Source organism: Rheinheimera pleomorphica, assembly GCF_011634895.1.
Taxonomy (GTDB): domain Bacteria; phylum Pseudomonadota; class Gammaproteobacteria; order Enterobacterales; family Alteromonadaceae; genus Alishewanella; species Alishewanella pleomorphica.
Genome location: NZ_SIRR01000007.1, coordinates 423,674 through 442,633, shown reverse-complemented (window position 1 = coordinate 442,633; position 18,960 = coordinate 423,674). Strand labels below are relative to the sequence as shown.

General features: G+C 53.9%; 6 protein-coding genes. 5 read left to right on the top strand and 1 reads right to left on the bottom strand.

What is annotated here, in order from left to right; genetic code table 11:
- Positions 1-79 precede the first annotated feature (79 nt).
- The 3 genes from EYB30_RS08985 to EYB30_RS08975 all read left to right on the top strand — a co-directional run bounded on the left by EYB30_RS08985 (position 80) and on the right by EYB30_RS08975 (position 12,710).
- Entirely contained in the window at positions 80-940 is an 861-nt protein-coding gene (locus EYB30_RS08985) for a sulfotransferase (RefSeq protein ID WP_166838576.1), read from the top strand.
- A complete protein-coding gene (locus EYB30_RS08980) occupies positions 937-11,718 on the top strand; it encodes an Ig-like domain-containing protein (RefSeq protein ID WP_166838575.1) in 10,782 nt (3,593 codons plus the stop codon). The genes EYB30_RS08985 and EYB30_RS08980 overlap by 4 nt, the downstream gene beginning before the upstream one ends.
- A gap of 101 nt (positions 11,719-11,819) precedes the next feature.
- Positions 11,820-12,710, top strand: coding sequence for a hypothetical protein (locus EYB30_RS08975; RefSeq protein ID WP_166838574.1), 891 nt, complete (start codon positions 11,820-11,822; stop codon positions 12,708-12,710).
- On the opposite strand, the gene EYB30_RS08970 is transcribed toward EYB30_RS08975, so the two are convergent.
- Positions 12,679-14,358: a methyl-accepting chemotaxis protein gene (locus EYB30_RS08970; protein WP_166838573.1), complete on the bottom strand. Its 1,680-nt coding sequence runs from the start codon at positions 14,356-14,358 to the stop codon at positions 12,679-12,681. The two genes, EYB30_RS08975 and EYB30_RS08970, sit on opposite strands and share 32 nt — an antisense overlap.
- Positions 14,359-14,552: 194 nt before the next feature.
- Here EYB30_RS08970 and EYB30_RS08965 point away from each other — a divergent pair, with 194 nt between their 5' ends.
- Both EYB30_RS08965 and EYB30_RS08960 read left to right on the top strand, forming a co-directional pair.
- Positions 14,553-16,457, top strand: a complete 1,905-nt coding sequence (locus EYB30_RS08965) for an alpha-amylase family protein (protein WP_166838572.1) — start codon at positions 14,553-14,555, stop codon at positions 16,455-16,457.
- Entirely contained in the window at positions 16,454-18,856 is a 2,403-nt protein-coding gene (locus EYB30_RS08960; protein ID WP_166838571.1) for a glycoside hydrolase family 31 protein, read from the top strand. Before EYB30_RS08965 ends, EYB30_RS08960 begins: the two co-directional genes overlap by 4 nt.
- Positions 18,857-18,960 lie beyond the last annotated feature (104 nt).

Below are 18,960 nucleotides of genomic sequence, written 5' to 3'. Positions count from 1 at the left end.
ACTGAATACAAGCTGAACAGTACTTGCTAAAAGTTTAAATTAAAACAACACTTAGCCAATAAACAAAAAGTTGAATTTTATGCCCCAGCAGTTCCATTTTATTTCCGGTTTGCCTCGTTCAGGTTCAACATTACTTGCTGGCATTCTCAAACAAAACCCGCGCTTTCATGCAGCAATGAGCAGCCCCGTTGCTGGTTTGGTGAATGGCGCTTTAGAACAAATGGGCGCCGCCAGCGAGTCTTACTCATTCTTTACAGCAGCGAAACGTAAGGCGATATGCCGTGCTTTGATCGACGCCTACTACGCCGATACCGAACAGGCCGTCATTTTTGATACTAACCGTAACTGGACCGCCAGGCTGCACCAACTTGTAGAGCTAGTTGATGATTTTAAAATAATTTGTTGTGTGCGCAACCCGGCCTGGATTATGGACAGTTTTGAGGTGATTTACCGTAAAAACCCGTTTGACTACAGCCGGATGTTTACCCCCGCTACGCGGCAAACGGTTTACAGCCGCTGCGAAGCATTAATTAACGCCGCAGGTGCTGTCGGCTCAGCCTGGACCGCATTAAAAGAAGCTTATTATGGCGAATACTCCGATAGATTACTGTTGGTAGATTATGATTTGCTATGTCAGCACCCTGCGCGCTCGCTGGAACTCATCTATCAATTTCTTGGCGAAACACCGTTTAAACATAATTTTGAACAGGTGGATTACGAAGAAAGCGAATTTGACCAAAAGCTGGGCGTTAAAGGGCTGCACACGGTGAGGAAAAAAGTTGATTTTAAACAACGCCGCAGCATTTTACCCCCCGATTTATTTGTGAAATACCAAGATATGGACTTCTGGCAAGACCGGGCCGGCACGGCTGCCAACATTATTGCCGGTAAAAAAACCACTAAGCTCGCCACCGCAGAGACGGGAACATCATCGCTATGAAGAATCTTATACTCACTGGTTTGTCATCCGTACTGCTGCCTTTCGCTGGCTATGCCGCACAATTTACTGGCAGTTACCAGCGCAGCTACCTGAGCGCTGCAGCGCCTGCTGCAAACGATGTGCCTAGCAACGGCATTAGCCAGAAACCGTTGCCTGCTTTAGCGACTAATGTCACAACAGACACTGCTAATATGCAGCTTGAACTGCAGCAAGCCATGCCGGTAGAAGAGCTGTTTGTTGTTGATGCCGCGCTTAATGCCGCTGACAAAGCCATTTTGCGCAGAGCCATTAAACCGGGAGTGGCATGGGTTGAACTGGATCACTCAAGCTCCGGCTTAACGCAGCTGCAACAGGCGCTGGCCGCATATTCTAATTTGGCGACGGTACGTATATTTTCACATGCTACCGCCGGTGCGTTGTCGCTGGGCGGCAGCCACATTGATGCCAACAGCTTAATGCAACACCCCGATACTTTTAAGGCGCTTAATAATGCACTGCGCACAGGTGGTGATTTACTGTTTTACGGTTGTGAACTGGCAAAAGGGGTTGATGGCGAGCAGTTTATTGATCTGATAAAGAACAACACCCATATCGATGTGGCCGCATCCACTAACCTGACCGGTAATGCCGCCTTAGGCGGTGACTGGGAGCTGGAAATTCAAACCGGAGTTATAGATGCCACCCCTTTAGCCAATTCCGTGGCGTTAAAAGATTTTACCAGCATACTGCCATTTACCGGTGTCATAGATTTCAGTCATTATAAAGCCGGCAGCGGTGCCTACAACGACGGTGGTAGTTACCTTGCAGATGCGCAGTTTTATGAAAGTGGGGCTAAAAACTATCTGTTGACCGTCAATGGCGCTGACCGAGGAACTTACCGTTGGCCAGGTGGTTATGTAGTTAACGCTCAGGATTACGAAACAAGCATTACGCTGGAGTTCACCAACAACGAAACTTTTACGCCAACGTCTATTTCGCTTTATAACTTCAGTGGTTCGGCCCGCACCTTCTCTCTCACAACGAGTAAGGGCGGCTCCGTCAGCAGTGGCTCAGTAGGTCATTTGGAATGGAAATCCAATATAGATATATCAAGTTTGCCGGACGATGTGACCTCGGTAACGATCACCGGAAGCGGGCCTTTCTGGCTGGGAATCGATGATTTAGCAGTATCTAATCTTCAAACGCCCGATGCCACCCCACCCGTTGTACAAAGCATTAGCCTGTCTGGTGCACCGGCAGCGGCCGCTACATCAGTTACCTATACAGTTACGTTTAATGAAACGGCCAACAATATCAGCAGCGATGACTTCCAAGTAACCACCGTATCCGGCACAGCGGCAGGCACTGTCAGCGCGGTAAGTGCGTCCAGCGGATCTTCTGTCGATGTTACCGTAACGGGCATTACCGGCACAGGTGCTATCCGGCTGGATTTAAAAGCCAATACCAACATCACGGATAACGCCGGTAACGGTAACAACACCAACGGCTATGTTGCTGCGTTTACTTCAGGTGCTACACACACCGCTGACAGGGATGCACCTGCTGCGCCGTCTACTCCGGATCTCGCGGCAGGTTCTGACAGCGGCAGTTCATCAACCGACAATATTACTAATGACAATACGCCCACCTTTACCGGTACGGCAGAGGCCAATTCGACCGTTAGTGTCATTTCGTCGGTGTCCGGCACTTTAGGCACCACCAGCGCCGATGGTGCTGGCAACTGGTCGTTTACGGCCGGCGCCATGGCCTCAGGGGCTCACACTATTACCGCAACGGCAACAGATGCAGCAACCAATACCAGTGTGGCCTCACCTGGTTTGGCGATTACTATTGATACCACGACACCAGCAGCACCTTCAGCGCCGGATCTTTCTGCTGCCTCCGACAGTGGCAGTTCAAACACCGATAACCTGACCAACAACACAACCCCAAGCTTTACCGGCACCGCCGAAGCCAATTCGACCGTTAGCGTGATGTCATCGCTATCCGGTACACTGGGCAGCACCACAGCGGATGGTTCTGGCAACTGGTCCTTTACCGCAGGTGCGATGAGCGCCGGTACTCATACTATTACCGCAACAGCAACAGATGTATCGGGGAATACCAGTGGGGCATCTTCGGGTTTAGCTATTACTATCGATACGACAGTACCCAGCGTGGCCTCCGTCAGCGTACCGGCAAACGCGACTTACAGTAGTGGCCAAAACCTGGACTTCACTGTTAATAGCAGCGAAAACGTTACGCTAGACACGGGTGGCGGTACACCGCAACTTGCTCTGACCATCGGCGCTACCACGCGCCAGGCAACTTACCTAAGTGGTAGCGGCAGCTCGGCACTGCTGTTTCGTTACACTGTACAGGCCGGCGATAATGATAGCGACGGTATTGCCGTAGCAGGCAGTATTGATACTAACGGTGGCACGGTGCGCGATGCTGCAGGCAATGCTCTGAACACGACACTAAATGCGGTGGGTGCAACGGCTAACGTGTTGGTAGATGCGGTAGCACCGACGGTTTCAAGCGTCAGCGTGCCGGCCAATGCTACCTATAGCAGCGGCCAAAACCTGGATTTCACCGTTAACAGCAGCGAAAACATTACGGTAGACACGGGTGGCGGTACGCCGCAGCTGGCATTAACCATTGGGGCTACCACGCGCCAGGCGACTTACCTAAGCGGTAGCGGCAGCTCGGCACTGGTATTTCGCTACACCGTGCAAGCCGGCGATAGCGATAGCGATGGTATTGCTGTTGCCGCCAGTATTGATACAAATGGCGGCACGATGCGCGATGCTGCAGGCAATGCTCTGAACACGACATTAAATGCGGTGGGCGCTACCACCAGCGTGCTGGTAGATGCCGTTGCGCCAACACTGCAAACGCTTAACCCGGCCGACGGTGCCAGCAATGTGGCTGTCGATGCCAACTTTGTCATGACCTTTAGTGAAAATATCGCCTTAGGTGCTGGCGACATTGTCATTTACGACTCAGCTGACACCCCGGTAGTGAGCATAGACGTGGCTGCCAACGGCGGCCAGCTCAGCATTACTAACAACGAGCTGACCATTAACCCGACGGCAGATCTAAACGAGAACACCAGCTATTACATCCAACTGGCCAATGGTGCCATTACCGATTTAGCCGGTACGCCGTACGCTGGCCTTGCGGACAATACCAGCTGGAACTTTACGGTGGCGGATATTACACCGCCAACGGTCACTGCTATTACGGTTAACGGCGCACCGCTGACAACTGCTGAGAGCATGCAATTCACGGTAACCTTTGATGAGGTGCCCGCGAACGTGACTGTGGCTGACTTTAGCCTGACGCTAAGCGGTGCCACTGTATCAGCGAATATCGCCAGCGTATCTGCGGTAAACGCCAATAGCGTGACCGTAACGATTGACCAGATCAGCGGCACTGGCACCTTACGGTTGGATGTGATTGCCAACTCCGGCATCACCGATGCACTTGGCAACGGCAATGGCACTAATGGCTTTGTACCCGCCTTTAGCAGTGGGGAGCTTCATGCGGTAGACCGCGAGGCACCGGCCGTGCCGGCAAACCTGACACTGGACGCAGCCTCTGACTCCGGCGTGCCGGCAGATGCTATCACCAACGACAACACCCCAACCATCAACGGCACCGCTGATGCCAATGTCACGGTAGCGCTCAGTTCCAGCCTTGATGGTGCCATCGGCAGCACGACCGCCGATGCGAACGGCGACTGGAGCCTGACCCCGGCGATGGCTTTATCAGACGGCAGCCATAATCTGACAGCCGTTGCCTCTGATGCTGCCAATAATACCAGCGCCGCTTCTGCTGCTTTAACCCTAGCAATCGACACTGTTGCCCCCAGCGCAAGCCTGGTTTTTGCAGACAGTTCGCTGGTTGCGGGAGATACCTCTCTGGTCACTATTACCTTTAATGAGGCCGTTACCGGCTTTAGCAACGATGATCTGACGGTCGCCAACGGCAGCCTGAGCCCGGTCAGCTCGTCTGATGGCGGTATTAGCTGGAGCACTACCTTTACCCCGGCGGCTGACACAACCGCCGCTACTAATGTGATCAGCCTGAATATGACGGCTGTCGCAGACATAGCCGGTAATGCAGGCAGCGGTAGTACCAACTCGGCCAACTACAGCATAGACACCCTGCGGCCAACTGCCAGCCTGGTGATGGCCGACACTGAATTACTGGCCGGTGAAACATCACAGCTGACGATTACCTTTAGCGAGGCCGTCAGTGGTTTGACTAACGATGATCTGAGCGTGCTTTTTGGCAGCCTGGATGCCGTTACATCCGCTGATGGTGGTATTACCTGGACCGCAACCTATACGCCGGATGCGGATACCTACGAGTTAAATAATGCCATTACGCTGGACACCAGCGGCGTGACAGATGCGGCCGGTAACACTGGCAGCGGCAACAGCAGCTCGAACGAGTTTACCGTAAGAACGCAAAGCCTTACCCTGCTGGTAACCAGTGATCTCGATATTAATGACGACGAAACCACCGCCGTCACCCTGGTCGATGATGAAGCCGACGGGAACGGGTTGAGTCTGCGTGAAGCCCTGTTCTGGGCGCGTGCCGGCGATACAATCACCTTTGACCTGGACAACAGCACAGCTGGCAAGCAGGGCGGCAACATTAGCCTTAACGGCACTGAACTTGCCATTAACCACAGCGATCTCACGATAAATGGCGACCTGGACACTGACCAACGGCCAGATATCACTATCTCTGCCAACCATAGTAGCAGGGTACTGGCGATTGGCAGTGGCCTGAGCAATATCGACATCAATGGCCTCACGCTGACACAAGGCACGGTTAGTGGTGGTGGTGCAGGCATCGCTATCGGTAATAACGCCAGCGTGACGCTGCGCAACGCCGTGATCTCTGATAACAACGAGACCGCTTTGGGTGGCGGCGGCATTTATGGCGCAAGCGTTAACCTGACACTGGTTAATACCAGCGTCGTTGGTAACAGCAGTACCAGCTTTGGCGGCGGCTTGAGAATCGTCGGTAACGCCAGTAACCTGACTCTGATTAACAGCACAGTGTCTGGCAACACCACCAGCGGCGCCAGTGCACACGGTGGCGGTATCCAGTTTGACAGCACAGAAACCCTGACGCTGGTCAACACCACGATCAGCGGCAATGCCGCACTGGGTGCAGGCGCCGTAGGCGGCGGTCTGCGCGTCACCAGCGGCACGGCGAATCTCTACAACTCAACGCTTGTCGGCAACGCGGCCGCCAGCGCCGGTGGCGGGTTATCCGCCAATGGCACCGATACGGTTATTAACAGCGTTATTGCCGGTAATACTGCCGGGGCCGATGCCGCAGCCGGGGCTGCCGGTTCTGCGCTGGCCAGCGGCGGCGTGCCGGATGATGTTAACGGCACTATTGAGATAGCCAGCCACAGCTTCTTTGGCAGCAACGCCATTATCACAACTGACACCTCAAGCCTGAATAATCAGGGCACCAGCGAGCTGCTGTTAACTGACCTTGCCGATAACGGTGGTGTTGTCCTGACGCACCAGCCATTAGCTGGCAGCGCACTATCTGATGCCGGCAGTACAGCGGCATTACCGGCAGATAGCTACGATATTGACGCGGATAGCAATATAGCTGAAGCCCTGCCTCTGGATGCGGTAGGCGCCGCCCGCATTGCCGGTGCCGCAGTCGACATCGGTGCAGTAGAAGGCAATCGCGCTCCGGTTCTGTCAGACCTGGCCGGGGGGAACACCTTTATTGAGGCAGGCAGCCCGGTCGTAATAGATAACGATATCACCGTAACCGACGACGAGCTGGATATTCTGAACGGTGGTAACGGTAACTACAGCGGTGCGTTTGTGACAATAATGCGCAGCGGCGGTGCCAACAGCACCGACAGCTTCAGTTTTGCTGATGGCAGTGGCATGAGCCTGGTTGCTGGCGAAGTACTGAAAAATGGCCTGGCCATTGCCAGTTTTGATACCTCAAGCGCGGGCCAGTTGCTGTTAACCTTTACCGATGCCAATGGCGAGCTGCCAGAACGTTCTGACGTTAATGCCATCATGCAGCAAATCACCTACACCAACAGCTCAAACGACCCGGATACCAGTGTGGTGCTGGATTGGACTTTTACTGATGAAGCTGGTGCGCCGGTAACGGAAACAGCGTCGGTCAGTATCAGCCTGAAAAATGATGCACCTGTGCTGACGGCAACCGGTGGCGCCGTCACCTTTACCGAAAACGGCGCTGCAGTGGATTTGTTTAACAATCTCAGTATCGACCTGATTGAAGCCGCACAGAGCGTTATTGGCTTGCAGTTGACCGTGACCGGCGTAAACAACGGCAGCGCGGAAATATTAACCATTGATGGCAGCGACATAGCGCTGACTCAGGCTAACTCGCTAACCACCGCCAGTAATGCACTACAGGCCAGCGTTGTGCTGACCGGCAGCACGGCCACCGTCAGTTTAAGTCACGCCACCGGTATCAGTAGTGCCCTGACAGAAGCTATTTTGGACGCGATAACCTATCGTAATAGCAGCCAGGATCCGAACCCGCTTAGTCGCGTTGTGACGTTGAACAGTCTGCAGGATGACGGCGGCACCGCCAACGATGGCGTTGATAGCAGCATGCCTGCTATTGTGACAACGGTGACCATTAGTGCAGTAAATAATGCGCCGACCATTTCCGGCATAGCGGCAACTCTGGTTAATCAGAATACCCTGTATAGCTTTACCCCCTCGGCAGCTGATGTTGACAGTAACTCGCTGACGTTCAGCATCGCTAATCAGCCCGCCTGGGCCAGCTTTAACAGCGCCACAGGCACCTTACGCGGCGTACCTGCGCAAGCCGATGTAGGGGTTAACAGCAATATCGTGATCAGTGTCAGTGACGGTGAGCTAAGTAGCAGTTTGCCAGCATTTAGCCTGACAGTTATTGATGTTAACGATGCGCCAACCATTAGCGGCAGCCCGGCAACCACCGTGGCGCAGGATGCACTTTACAGCTTTACACCAACAGCCAGTGACATCGACACCGGCGATAACCTGACCTTTAGCATCAGCAATAAGCCGGGCTGGGCCAGCTTTAACAGCGCCAACGGTGCCTTAACCGGCACACCGGGCAATAGCGATGTTGGCACAACAGCCGGTATCGTCATTAGTGTCAGCGATGGCAGCCTAAGCGCTACACTGCCAGCGTTCAGCCTGACGGTGACGAATGTTAATGATGCGCCAACCATCAGCGGCTCTCCGGCAACCACCGTTGCGCAGGATGCCCCGTACAGCTTTACGCCAACGGCCAGTGATATTGATACCGGCGATAACCTGACCTTTAGCATTAGCAATAAGCCGGGCTGGGCCAGCTTTAACAGCGCCAGCGGTGCCTTAACCGGCACACCGGGCAATAGCGATGTTGGCAGTACTGCCGGTATTGTCATTAGCGTATCTGATGGCAGCTTAACTGCAGCATTGCCGGCATTCAGCCTGACAGTGACGAATGTCAATGATGCGCCAAGCATCAGTGGCTCACCGGCAACCACCGTATCGCAGGATGCCCAGTACAGCTTTACGCCAACGGCATCTGACCCCGACGACGACACCCTGAGCTTTAGCATTAGCAATAAGCCCAGCTGGGCCAGCTTCGACACCGCCACCGGCGCCTTAACCGGCACCCCGGCAAAAACCGATGTTGGCACCACTACTGGTATTGTTATCAGCGTGTCGGATGGCGAATTTACCGCCAGCCTCGATGCCTTTAACCTGGAAGTCGTTAATGTTAATGCTGCACCACTGGCGGTGGACGATAATTTCACCCTGCTGGTGAGTGACAACCACAGCTATCTGCTGGATGTGCTGCTAAACGATACCGATCCGGACGAAGACAGCCTGACGATTACGACCGCCAAAGCCAGTATTGGCCTGGTCAGTATTCAGGCTAATAAACTGCTGTTCACTGCGCCGGACAACTTCAGCGGCACGGCTTCATTTAGCTATCGTATCAGCGATGGTGAGCTTAGCGATATGGCGCGGGTAACACTGCAAATTGCAGGCAGCAACCAGAATGCACCGGTCATTACCGCACCGAGTGACTTAACCGTGGATGCTACCGGCTTATTTACCAAAGTCGATGTGGGTGTAGCAACGGCGGTTGACAGCACAGGCAACCGGCTGGCGGTATCGCTGGTTAATGGCATACCGCTGTTCTCCACGGGTCGCCACGAGCTGTACTGGCGGGCAACAGATGCCAGCGGCCAGAGCAGCACTGTGACCCAGTTGCTGCAGATAAACCCACTGGTGTCGTTAAGCAAACCACAAACCGTGCTTAACAACAGTACGGTGAGCTTTGACGTCATCCTAAATGGTCCGCCGCCGGCTTATCCGGTTGAAGTTGGCTATGTTGTCACTGGCTCAGCCAGCACGCTCACGGAACATGATCTGGCTGCGGGCTCAGTACAAATCGATTCCGGTCTGCGTGCCAGCATCAGTTTTAATGTGTTTGCGGACTTAACCACTGAGGCAGAGAAACAGATTGTTATTACACTGGATGACAACCTGAATCTGGGCGTCAATGCCAGCACCACTATTACGGTGACCGAAGCAAACCTGGCCCCGGTAATACAGCTGGATGCTCAGCAACAAGGTGAAAACCGGCTAACGCTGAGTAAAACCGCTGGTGTGGTAACGGTGTCCGCTCAGGTCTTTGATGCCAACCCGGCAGACACGGTTTCCCTGCAATGGCAAGCTGATGCTGCACTGCTGAATACCTCGGCAGACACATCTCAGTTTGTCTTTGACCCGGCTGACCTCAGCAGCGGCGTCTACCGTATTGCCGTTACCGCAACAGATGATGCGCCGCAGCCGCTCAGCCGCACAGCTGAGGTGTATCTGCTGGTGCAGGATACCCTGCCTGTACTGGATGACAGTGACAGCAACAACAACCTGATCCCGGATAATGTTGAAGGCTTAGGTGACAGTAATGGCAACGGCATAGCTGACTATCTGGATCCGGGTTTTGACTGCAACGTCATTCCGGAACAGCTGGCGGCGGTAACGCAGTTTGTTGCTGAAGGTGAGCCGGGGATCTGCCTGCGTAAAGGCGCCACTGCCGTACTGAGCAATACCGGCGGCATTCAGTTAACCAGTGCCGATCTGCAATGGCTGGAACCCGATATGCAGGCCAGCAATATCGGCGGTACCTTTGACTTTATCCTGCGCAACCTGCCGGCTACAGGCGCAAGTTACGCCCTGGCACTGCCACAGCGACAACCTGTGCCAGCAAACGCGGTGTACCGCAAGTTCACCCCTGCCAATGGCTGGAATAACTTTGTACAAAATGAGCAGAACCGCTTGTTCAGTGCCCCCGGCGAACCCGGTTTCTGCCCACCGCCCGGTAGCAGCAACTGGCAACCCGGTTTAACCGCAGGCCACTGGTGTGTACAACTGACCATTGAAGATGGTGGCCCGAATGATGCCGATGGCTTAGCCAACGGTGCCATTGTCGACCCGGGTGGTGTCGCGGTTATCCTTAACAACAACCAGTTACCTGTCGCCGCAGACGATAGCTACGCCGTACAGTGGAACCAAAGCCATACACTGGACGTGCTGCAAAATGACACTGACGCCGATGCGGATACGCTGAGCATTAATCAGGCAACGGCCGCTTTCGGTAATGTCAGTATCAGTGATGATGGCCTGACGCTGTTGTACACCCCGTCGCAGGACTTTGTCGGCGAGGATAGCCTCAGCTATGCCATCACTGATGGCAATAACGGCAGTGCCAGCGCTACGGTAACTGTGACGGTGTATTACAACCGTGCTCCGGTGGTGACGAATGCCACCGCCAGTACTGATGACAGAACCAGCCTTGAGCTTGATGTGCTGGCCAACGCCAGCGATCCGGATGGCGATACGCTGGTGATCAGCAGTGCCACAGCCCAGCACGGCAGCGTATCCGTTACTGCAGCGCAAACGCTAAGTTACACGCCGCAACCTGGCTTTGATGGTACCGATACGGTTAGCTTCACGCTAAGTGATCAGCGTGGCGGCAGCGTCAACGGCACCGTAAACATTACTGTCACAGCATATGAGGTGATTACCGTGGTCAACAAATCGTCTGGTGGTGCGCTATATGGCTGGCCACTGTTGTTACTGGCCGCTTTGGCGGTTATGCGCCGGCGTCAAAACGTGCTAAAACCGCTATTAATCCTGGCCGCACTGTTTAGCTTCAATAGCCAGGCTAACTGGTCGGTTGAGGCATTATTCGGCAACAGCACGACCCGGCAGTCAACTGCCGAGGTTAGCCGCCTGCTGCCGGCAGACGCCGAACTGCTGCAATACGATAACAGCGGCAACAGTTGGGCGCTGGGCCTTAGCTATTACTTTACCCCCAGGCTGGCGGTGCAGGCGCATTATGTCGATTTAGGTGATGCCAGTGTCAGCATCCGTGGTGACAGCCTGACACCGGCGCAGTTTCATCAAACCGTGTCTGATATTGGCCCTATGCTGGCCGAAGGGGTGCGTAGCGGTTTGTCATATCACCTATGGCAATATGCCGGTTGGTCAGCGACAGTGCAGGCCGGCGTTTTTGCCTGGGACAGTGAAACTCATAGTCGCGCCGGCAATAACCTGATCCAAAACAAAGCCAGTGACACCGACCTCTACTGGGCGCTGGGAGCCCGTTACGCGCTGGACCAGCACCTTGCCTTACAGGCGATGTTTAACCGCTATCATCTGCAGGGCAATAAAGCGGACAATGTAATGCTGGGCGTCAGTTATCACTTTTAACCGTACTGAAGGCGCCTCTGGGCGCCTTTACTTTATCTGTGCCACGATATCGTTAATACTGACGTCAGCTTAGCCCAGCATACTGTCAGCCGGAGGCACTTATGAATTACCTGAACAAACTCAGCCGGGCACAGCGGCTGCTGGCGCTGCTATTCTGTATAGCGGCACTGGCGGCGGGCATATATTCCGGTGTGTTGCAGCAACGCGCGCTAAATCCATTATTCGCCCCGCTGGATACGCAAGCTCGCCAGGCGCTGCAGCACAGTTTAATGCTAAGCAGTGCGTCTTTTGCCACAGCGCGCTTAATTGACCGTGGCATTGCTTTTGTCTCTGAAGCTGAGGTTGGTGTCGGGGTGGCCAGTGTTAAACCGGGCCAGTTATTAAAACCATTGCAGGATATGGCGGTACGCTATTCAGATCTAATGGTAGTTGCCATGACATCGGTTGGCTTACAGCTGTTTTTGCTCGAATTTGGCAAACTGGCTGCGCTGCCGCTGTTTGGTGGCGGTATTTTGGCCTCTGCTACGCTGTTGTTACTCGGCCCGGCCAGTTGGCGCAGCAACTGCCGTTACCTGTTGCGCAGCTTTATTGCGCTATTGCTGCTTACCCGTATTGGTATACCACTGGCTGCCTATGGCGTCGCTGAATTATCTGACTGGGTGCTCACGCCACAGCGTGAAGCCGCTGAGGCTGCCCTTAATCTGGAAACCGCTGCCTTACAGCAGGTTGAGCAACCGCTGCAGGCAGACAACGACGGTTCACTTAGCTGGCTTAGGCAAATGGCGGCCAAAGCCAGTGATATGTTGGCGGCAATGAAAAGCTTTTCCGATACCATGGTAGAAAAACTTATTCAGCTTATCGTGATATATAGCCTGCAAACCCTGCTGTTTCCGCTGTTATCGCTGTATCTGCTATGGCAGCTAGGCCGCTGGTTTGTGCAGCGGCCACTGCCTGTTAACACTACACCCGAAAGCGCGATACCAGCACGCTAAGCCGCTGTTCCAGCTCGGTCAGCTCGCCGGTCGACTTTGCCAATTCAGACGCATTGTTGGCCGCCTGGTCGGCCAGTTGGGCAATTTCATGAATACTGCGGCTAATGTCTGCTGCGACCGCCGTTTGCTGCTCAGCTGCGGTGGCAATTTGTATATTCATCTGGGTAATGGTGCTGACCGATTTAGTAATAGTTTGCAGTGACTCACTGGCCTGATCGGCCTGCTCTACCGTTTGCAGCGACTGCTCGCGGCCGCGCTGCATCACCTGTACCGCCTCTTTGGTACCCTGCTGGAACACGTCAATCATCTGCTGAATTTCGTTGGTACTTTGCTGGGTGCGGGTGGCCAGAGTACGCACTTCGTCGGCCACTACGGCAAAACCACGACCCTGCTCGCCGGCGCGGGCGGCTTCTATCGCGGCATTCAGTGCCAGCAGGTTGGTTTGCTCGGCAATACCGCGTATTACATTGACCACCGAACCAATCTGGTCGGCATTGGCCCCCAGCTTTTCAATGGTATCGCCGGCTTTATTCACCTCGTCGGCCAGTTTATTAATTGAGGTAATGGTTTGCGCCACGCTGCGCTGGCCACCGGCCGCTTCTTTATCGGCGTCCTGCGCCGCACTGGCCGCTAAGCCGGCACTGGTCGCCACCTCCTGTACGGCGGTAGACATTTGATACACGGCGGCGGCAACCTGAGTGGTCTCGGCCTTTTGTGTGCTGGCATCGTTATCGCTCAACTGCACAATTTGCTGCATCGTCGACGCCGCATGGCTCAGCGCCGTTACTACCTGTTTTACTTCACCTATCAGCTGCTGAATTTTTTGCGCAAAGGCATTAAAACCGCGCGCCACTTCACCAACTTCATCCGCCGTGTCTACCTGCAGCCGCTGGGTGAGATCGCCTTCGCCCTGGCCGATATTTATCAGTGCGGCCGAGGCATTGTGCAGCGGTTTTATAACTAAATTCGCCACAAACAGCGCCAGCACAATCACCAGCCCCAGCAACAACACCGCACTGCCGACAATCATCAGCAAGGTATCGCGAATGCGCGCATCGATCTCGGTTTGCTGCTCTGCCACACGCCGGTCAATGTCATCAATGTAAAAACCCGAGCCTAAGATCCAGCGGTTGTTATACATGGCGGTGGCATAGCCCAGTTTCGGCGTCAAGCCACCACGGGTTTTCTCATCCCACATATATTCAACAAAGCCGCCGCCTTTTTTTCCGGCGTCAATCAGCTCACGAATTAACAGCACGCCATTAGGGTCTTTTACGTCCATCATATTGCGCCCTTCCAGCGCCTGGTTGGAGCCATGTACTATGTTGACCCCCTGTAAGTCGTAAACAAACATATAACCGTCGTCGCTAAACTTCATCGACCTGATGACCGCCTTAGCCGTTGCTAACTGTTCATCGTTAAGTGTTGACTGGCTAAAGTACGGTGCAACGGCGCTCACAGCTATAGTGACGTGATGCTCTAACGCCTCACGTTTTTCCTGCATCATATCGGCGCGAAACTGCACAATTTCCGCCTCCCCCATCGCCCGCATTTGGCTGTACACCAGTAACATCAGTGCCAATACTACCGTCACCATAGGCAGTACGGCTAACAACAGCATTTTATTTTTCAGCGTAAAATTAAACATTGGCACACTCCAACCTGGCGTGATAACTGACTGATCCGTTACAGCATAGTGGAACTGATGGCAAAAGAAAGCCGGATAAGACCATAGTAGATAGCCGCCAACCAAAAGCCGCATACGTATGCAACATAACAATTTGCGCCAGCTGTAATACACTCGGTAACCTGATAACAACAAACACCATCACAGGGTATCGCATGCAAAAAACAGCCATTTTTTTAACCCTGGGCCTGGCCGGCAGCCTGTTGCTGGCGTGCAGTAAGGCACCAGAGCCGCAAAACACAGCGCCAGCAGAACCTGCGCAAGCCACTTCAGCCGATGCAACCACTGAAGGCAAAGTGGTGGTGTACCAGGTATTTACCCGGTTGTTTGGTAACACTAACGCGACGAATATTCCCTGGGGCAGTTTAGAAGAAAACGGTGTCGGTAAATTTGCTGACTTTACGCCTGAAGCACTTAGCGCCATTAAGGCGATGGGCGTCAGCCATATCTGGTATACCGGTGTACCGCACCATGCCTTAGTGCGTGATTACAGCGCCTATGACATCAGCCACGACGACCCGGACGTGATTAAAGGCCGCGCCGGCTCGCCCTATGCGGTAAAAGACTATTACAACGTGAACCCGGACTTGGCCACCGATCCGGCTAACCGCTTAGCCGAATTTGAGCAGTTAATTAGCCGTACCCATCAGCACGGTATGAAAGTACTCATCGACATAGTGCCCAACCATGTCGCGCGCCAGTATCAGTCGTTGTCAAACCCGCCTGGCGTCAGTGACTTTGGCGCCAATGACGATACCAGCGTCGAGTACGCGCGTGATAATAACTTTTACTATGTGCCGGGCCAGGCCTTTAGCGTGCCGCAGTGGCCGGCAGATTATGCGGTGTTAGGGGGGCAAGCGCACCCAGCCGCCGACGGCAAATTCGATGAAAACCCGGCGAAATGGACCGGCAATGGCGCGCGTGCCGCCCAGCCAGCCTTTGATGACTGGTATGAAACGGTAAAAATTAACTATGGCGTAAAACCAGACGGCAGTTACGACTTTGCCAGCCTGCCCGGCGACTACGCTGAAAAAGACTGGCCGGCGCACTATGCCTTTTGGCAGGGCAAGGACGTGCCCGACTCCTGGCTTAAATTCCGCGACATTACCCAGTACTGGCTGGCCAAAGGCGTTGATGGCTTTCGCTACGACATGGCCGAGATGGTACCGGTCGAATTCTGGAGCTATTTAAATTCGCATATTAAACACAGCAACCCTAATGCGTTTTTACTGGCCGAGGTATACCAGCCGCATTTGTACCGCGACTATATCCGCTTAGGCAAAATGGATTATTTGTACGACAAAGTCGAGTTTTACGACAGCTTAAAGCTGGTGATGCAGGGCAAGGGGCCGACGTCGGCACTGATAGAAACTCAGCAGCGGATGGCGGATATTGAGCATCATATGCTGCACTTTTTAGAAAACCACGACGAGCAGCGCATTGCCGCACCAGAGTTTGCCGGTGATGCAAAAAAAGGCCTGCCAGCAATGGTGGTATCAAGCACCATCAGCACCTCGCCAACCATGCTGTACTTTGGCCAGCACGTTGGCGAGCCGGGGGCAGAAGATGCTGGTTTTGGCAAAGCCAGCCGCACTACTATTTTTGATTACTGGGGTGTGCCACAGCATCAAAAATGGATGAATAACGGTAAGTTTGACGGCGGCGCCTTAACTGCTGAGGCCAAAGCGCTGCATGCGTATTACCAAAAGCTGCTTAGCTTTACCGCCGGTGCGCCGGCGCTACTGGGCAAATACACTGAGCTGCACAGCGCTAACCTCTTAGCCGGCACGGCCTATAGCGAGCAGCAACTGGCCTTTGCCCGCTACAGCGACACGCAAAAGCTGCTGATTGTCAGCCACTTTAATAGCGAAGCCGCTGTCAATTTTAACCTCACCATACCGGCAGAGCTTATCCGTCAATGGCAGCTGGCCGATGGTCAGTACCGGCTTAGCGATAGGTTAAACGGCGGCGAAAATAGCCTTACCGTAACCAACGGCGTAGGTAGCGTAGCGCTTAATCTGGCACCACTGGCCTCGGTTATTCTGGAGCTGCAACCATGAAGTTAGTCTTTGCTTTAGTTGCCCTGTGTTTCGCTGCTGTTACCACAGCGGCGCAGTATCAGGCGCATCAGCTTGATGCCAATACGCTGCACATTGAAACTGATGCAGGCAAGCTGAGCCTGCAGTTTTACCAGAACGATGTGGTCGAAGCGTTTTATCAGCCACTTGGCGTAAAGCAGCTGCCGTCATTTTCGATTAGCCAGCAGGCGCAAGCGCTGGCGTTAAACCTGACAGAAGCTGCCGATAGCTTAACGCTGTCCAGCGCATCACTAAGGGTAAAAATTGATAAAGCGCCACTGCGGCTCAGTTATTACCGCGGTGGGCAACTGTTACTGGCTGAACAGCAGGGCTATTTTAGTGAAGATGGCCAGCATGGCTTTCGCTTTGCGCTAAGTAAAGATGAAAAACTGTTGGGCGGTGGTCAGCGCGTGCTGGGCATGGACAGACGTGGCCATAAATTCCCGCTGTATAACAAAGCGCATTATGGCTATAGCACAGAATCGAGCCAGATGTACTTTAGCCTGCCGGCCGTGATGTCGAGCAATAAATACCTGTTGCTGTTTGATAACAGCGCCAAAGGCGAGGCCGATTTAGGCGCCAGCAACGCCGATGTGATGCAGTTTAGCGCTGAAGGTGGGCGCAGCAGCTATCTGGTCGTCGCAGGTGATACTTACCCTGCGCTTATCAGCAACTACACCACCCTAACCGGCCGTCAGCCGTTGCCGGCGCGCTGGACTCTAGGCAACTATGCTTCACGCTTTGGCTACCGCAGCGAAGCCGAAGCGCGCGCCGTAGTGCAAAAATTCCGCGATCTTAAGTTGCCACTGGATGCTTTAGTATTGGATTTATACTGGTTTGGCCCGGATATTAAAGGCCATATGGGCAACCTGGCCTGGGATAAAACGGCCTTTCCCAAGCCGGAAAACATGCTGTCCGATCTTAGCGCTGATGGCGTGAACACCATTTTAGTCACCGAGCCCTTTGTACTTACCAGCTCCAAACGCTGGCAAGAAGCAGTAGACGCCGGCGCTATAGCGCCGGGACTGGATGGCAAGCCAAAAACCTTCGATTTCTATTTTGGTAATACCGGCCTGATTGACGTGTTTAACCCCAAGGCACGTGACTGGTTCTGGCAAATTTATAAGGGCCTGGCAAAACAAGGCGTGGCCGGTGTCTGGGGTGATTTAGGCGAGCCGGAAGTACACCCGGACGATACTGTGCATGCAATAGGTATGGCCAACGAAGTGCATAACGCCTTTGGCCACCAATGGGCTGACATGGTGTACAGCGGCATGCGCCGCGATTTCCCTGAGCAAAGGCCGTTTATTATGATGCGCGCAGGCGCCCCCGGCAGCCAGCGCTTTGGTATGGTGCCCTGGACCGGTGACGTTGAGCGCAGCTGGGGCGGCTTAAAACCGCAAGTCGAGCTGGCGCTTAGCATGGGGCTGTTTGGTTTTGGCTATATTCACTCGGATTTAGGCGGCTTTGCCGGTGGCGAGCAGTTTGATAAAGAGCTGTATATTCGCTGGCTGCAATATGGCGTATTCCAGCCGGTATACCGGCCGCATGCGCAGGAGCATATCGCACCGGAGATGGTGTTTCATGATGACCACACCATCGAAACCTTACGCCCCTGGCTGAATTTACGTTACCAGTTGCTACCCTATAACTATACGCTGGCCTATCAGAATAGCCTGACCGGCATGCCATTAATGCGGCCGCTATTCTTTGCTGATGAAACCAACCAGGCGCTGATGGATGAGAAAAACAGCTACTTCTGGGGCGATGCCTTTTTAGTGGCCCCGGTCACTGAGCCCGGCGTTAAAGCATGGCCGGTACAACTGCCGGGCGGCGTCTGGTTTGATTACTTTAGCGGCAAACGTTATGAGGGCAGTGGCAAGGTAGAGGTGCCGGTTACGCTGGATACCATACCGGTGCTGGTAAAAGCCGGCAGCTTTGTGCCAATGGCCAAGCTGGTGCAAAGCACCCGCGATTACTCAAGTAGACAGCTGACCCTGCATTACTACGCCGATGCCAGCATCGACTGTGCCAAAGGCGAAATGTATGAAGACGACGGCAAAACGCCGGATGCCATTGCCAAAGACCAGTTTGAACTGCTGAACTTTTATTATCTGCAAGATAACGGCGCACAGAAATTTGAACTGCGCCGCAGCGGCGATTACGCCGGCAAGCCAGATAGCCGTGAGTTAACGCTGGTGGTACATAACCAAAACGCCAAGCCTTCGCATATCAGCGTCGATGGCCGTTATATCCAGCTGGTACCACAACAAGCACGCTTTAACCGTATGCAAAATGTGGCCTGGTATGATAAAGCCAACCGTCAGCTTAAGGTAAAACTGGATTGGCAGGTTGATAAGACACAGATATCTGTTCGATAGGCCTCTGCTAATCCGATAGCGAGGACTGGTTTAGTCTAAACCAACCGTTGACGGCATGGATGCCGGAACCGAGCCTACATGGACGTATTCACGGCGTGTTGGTG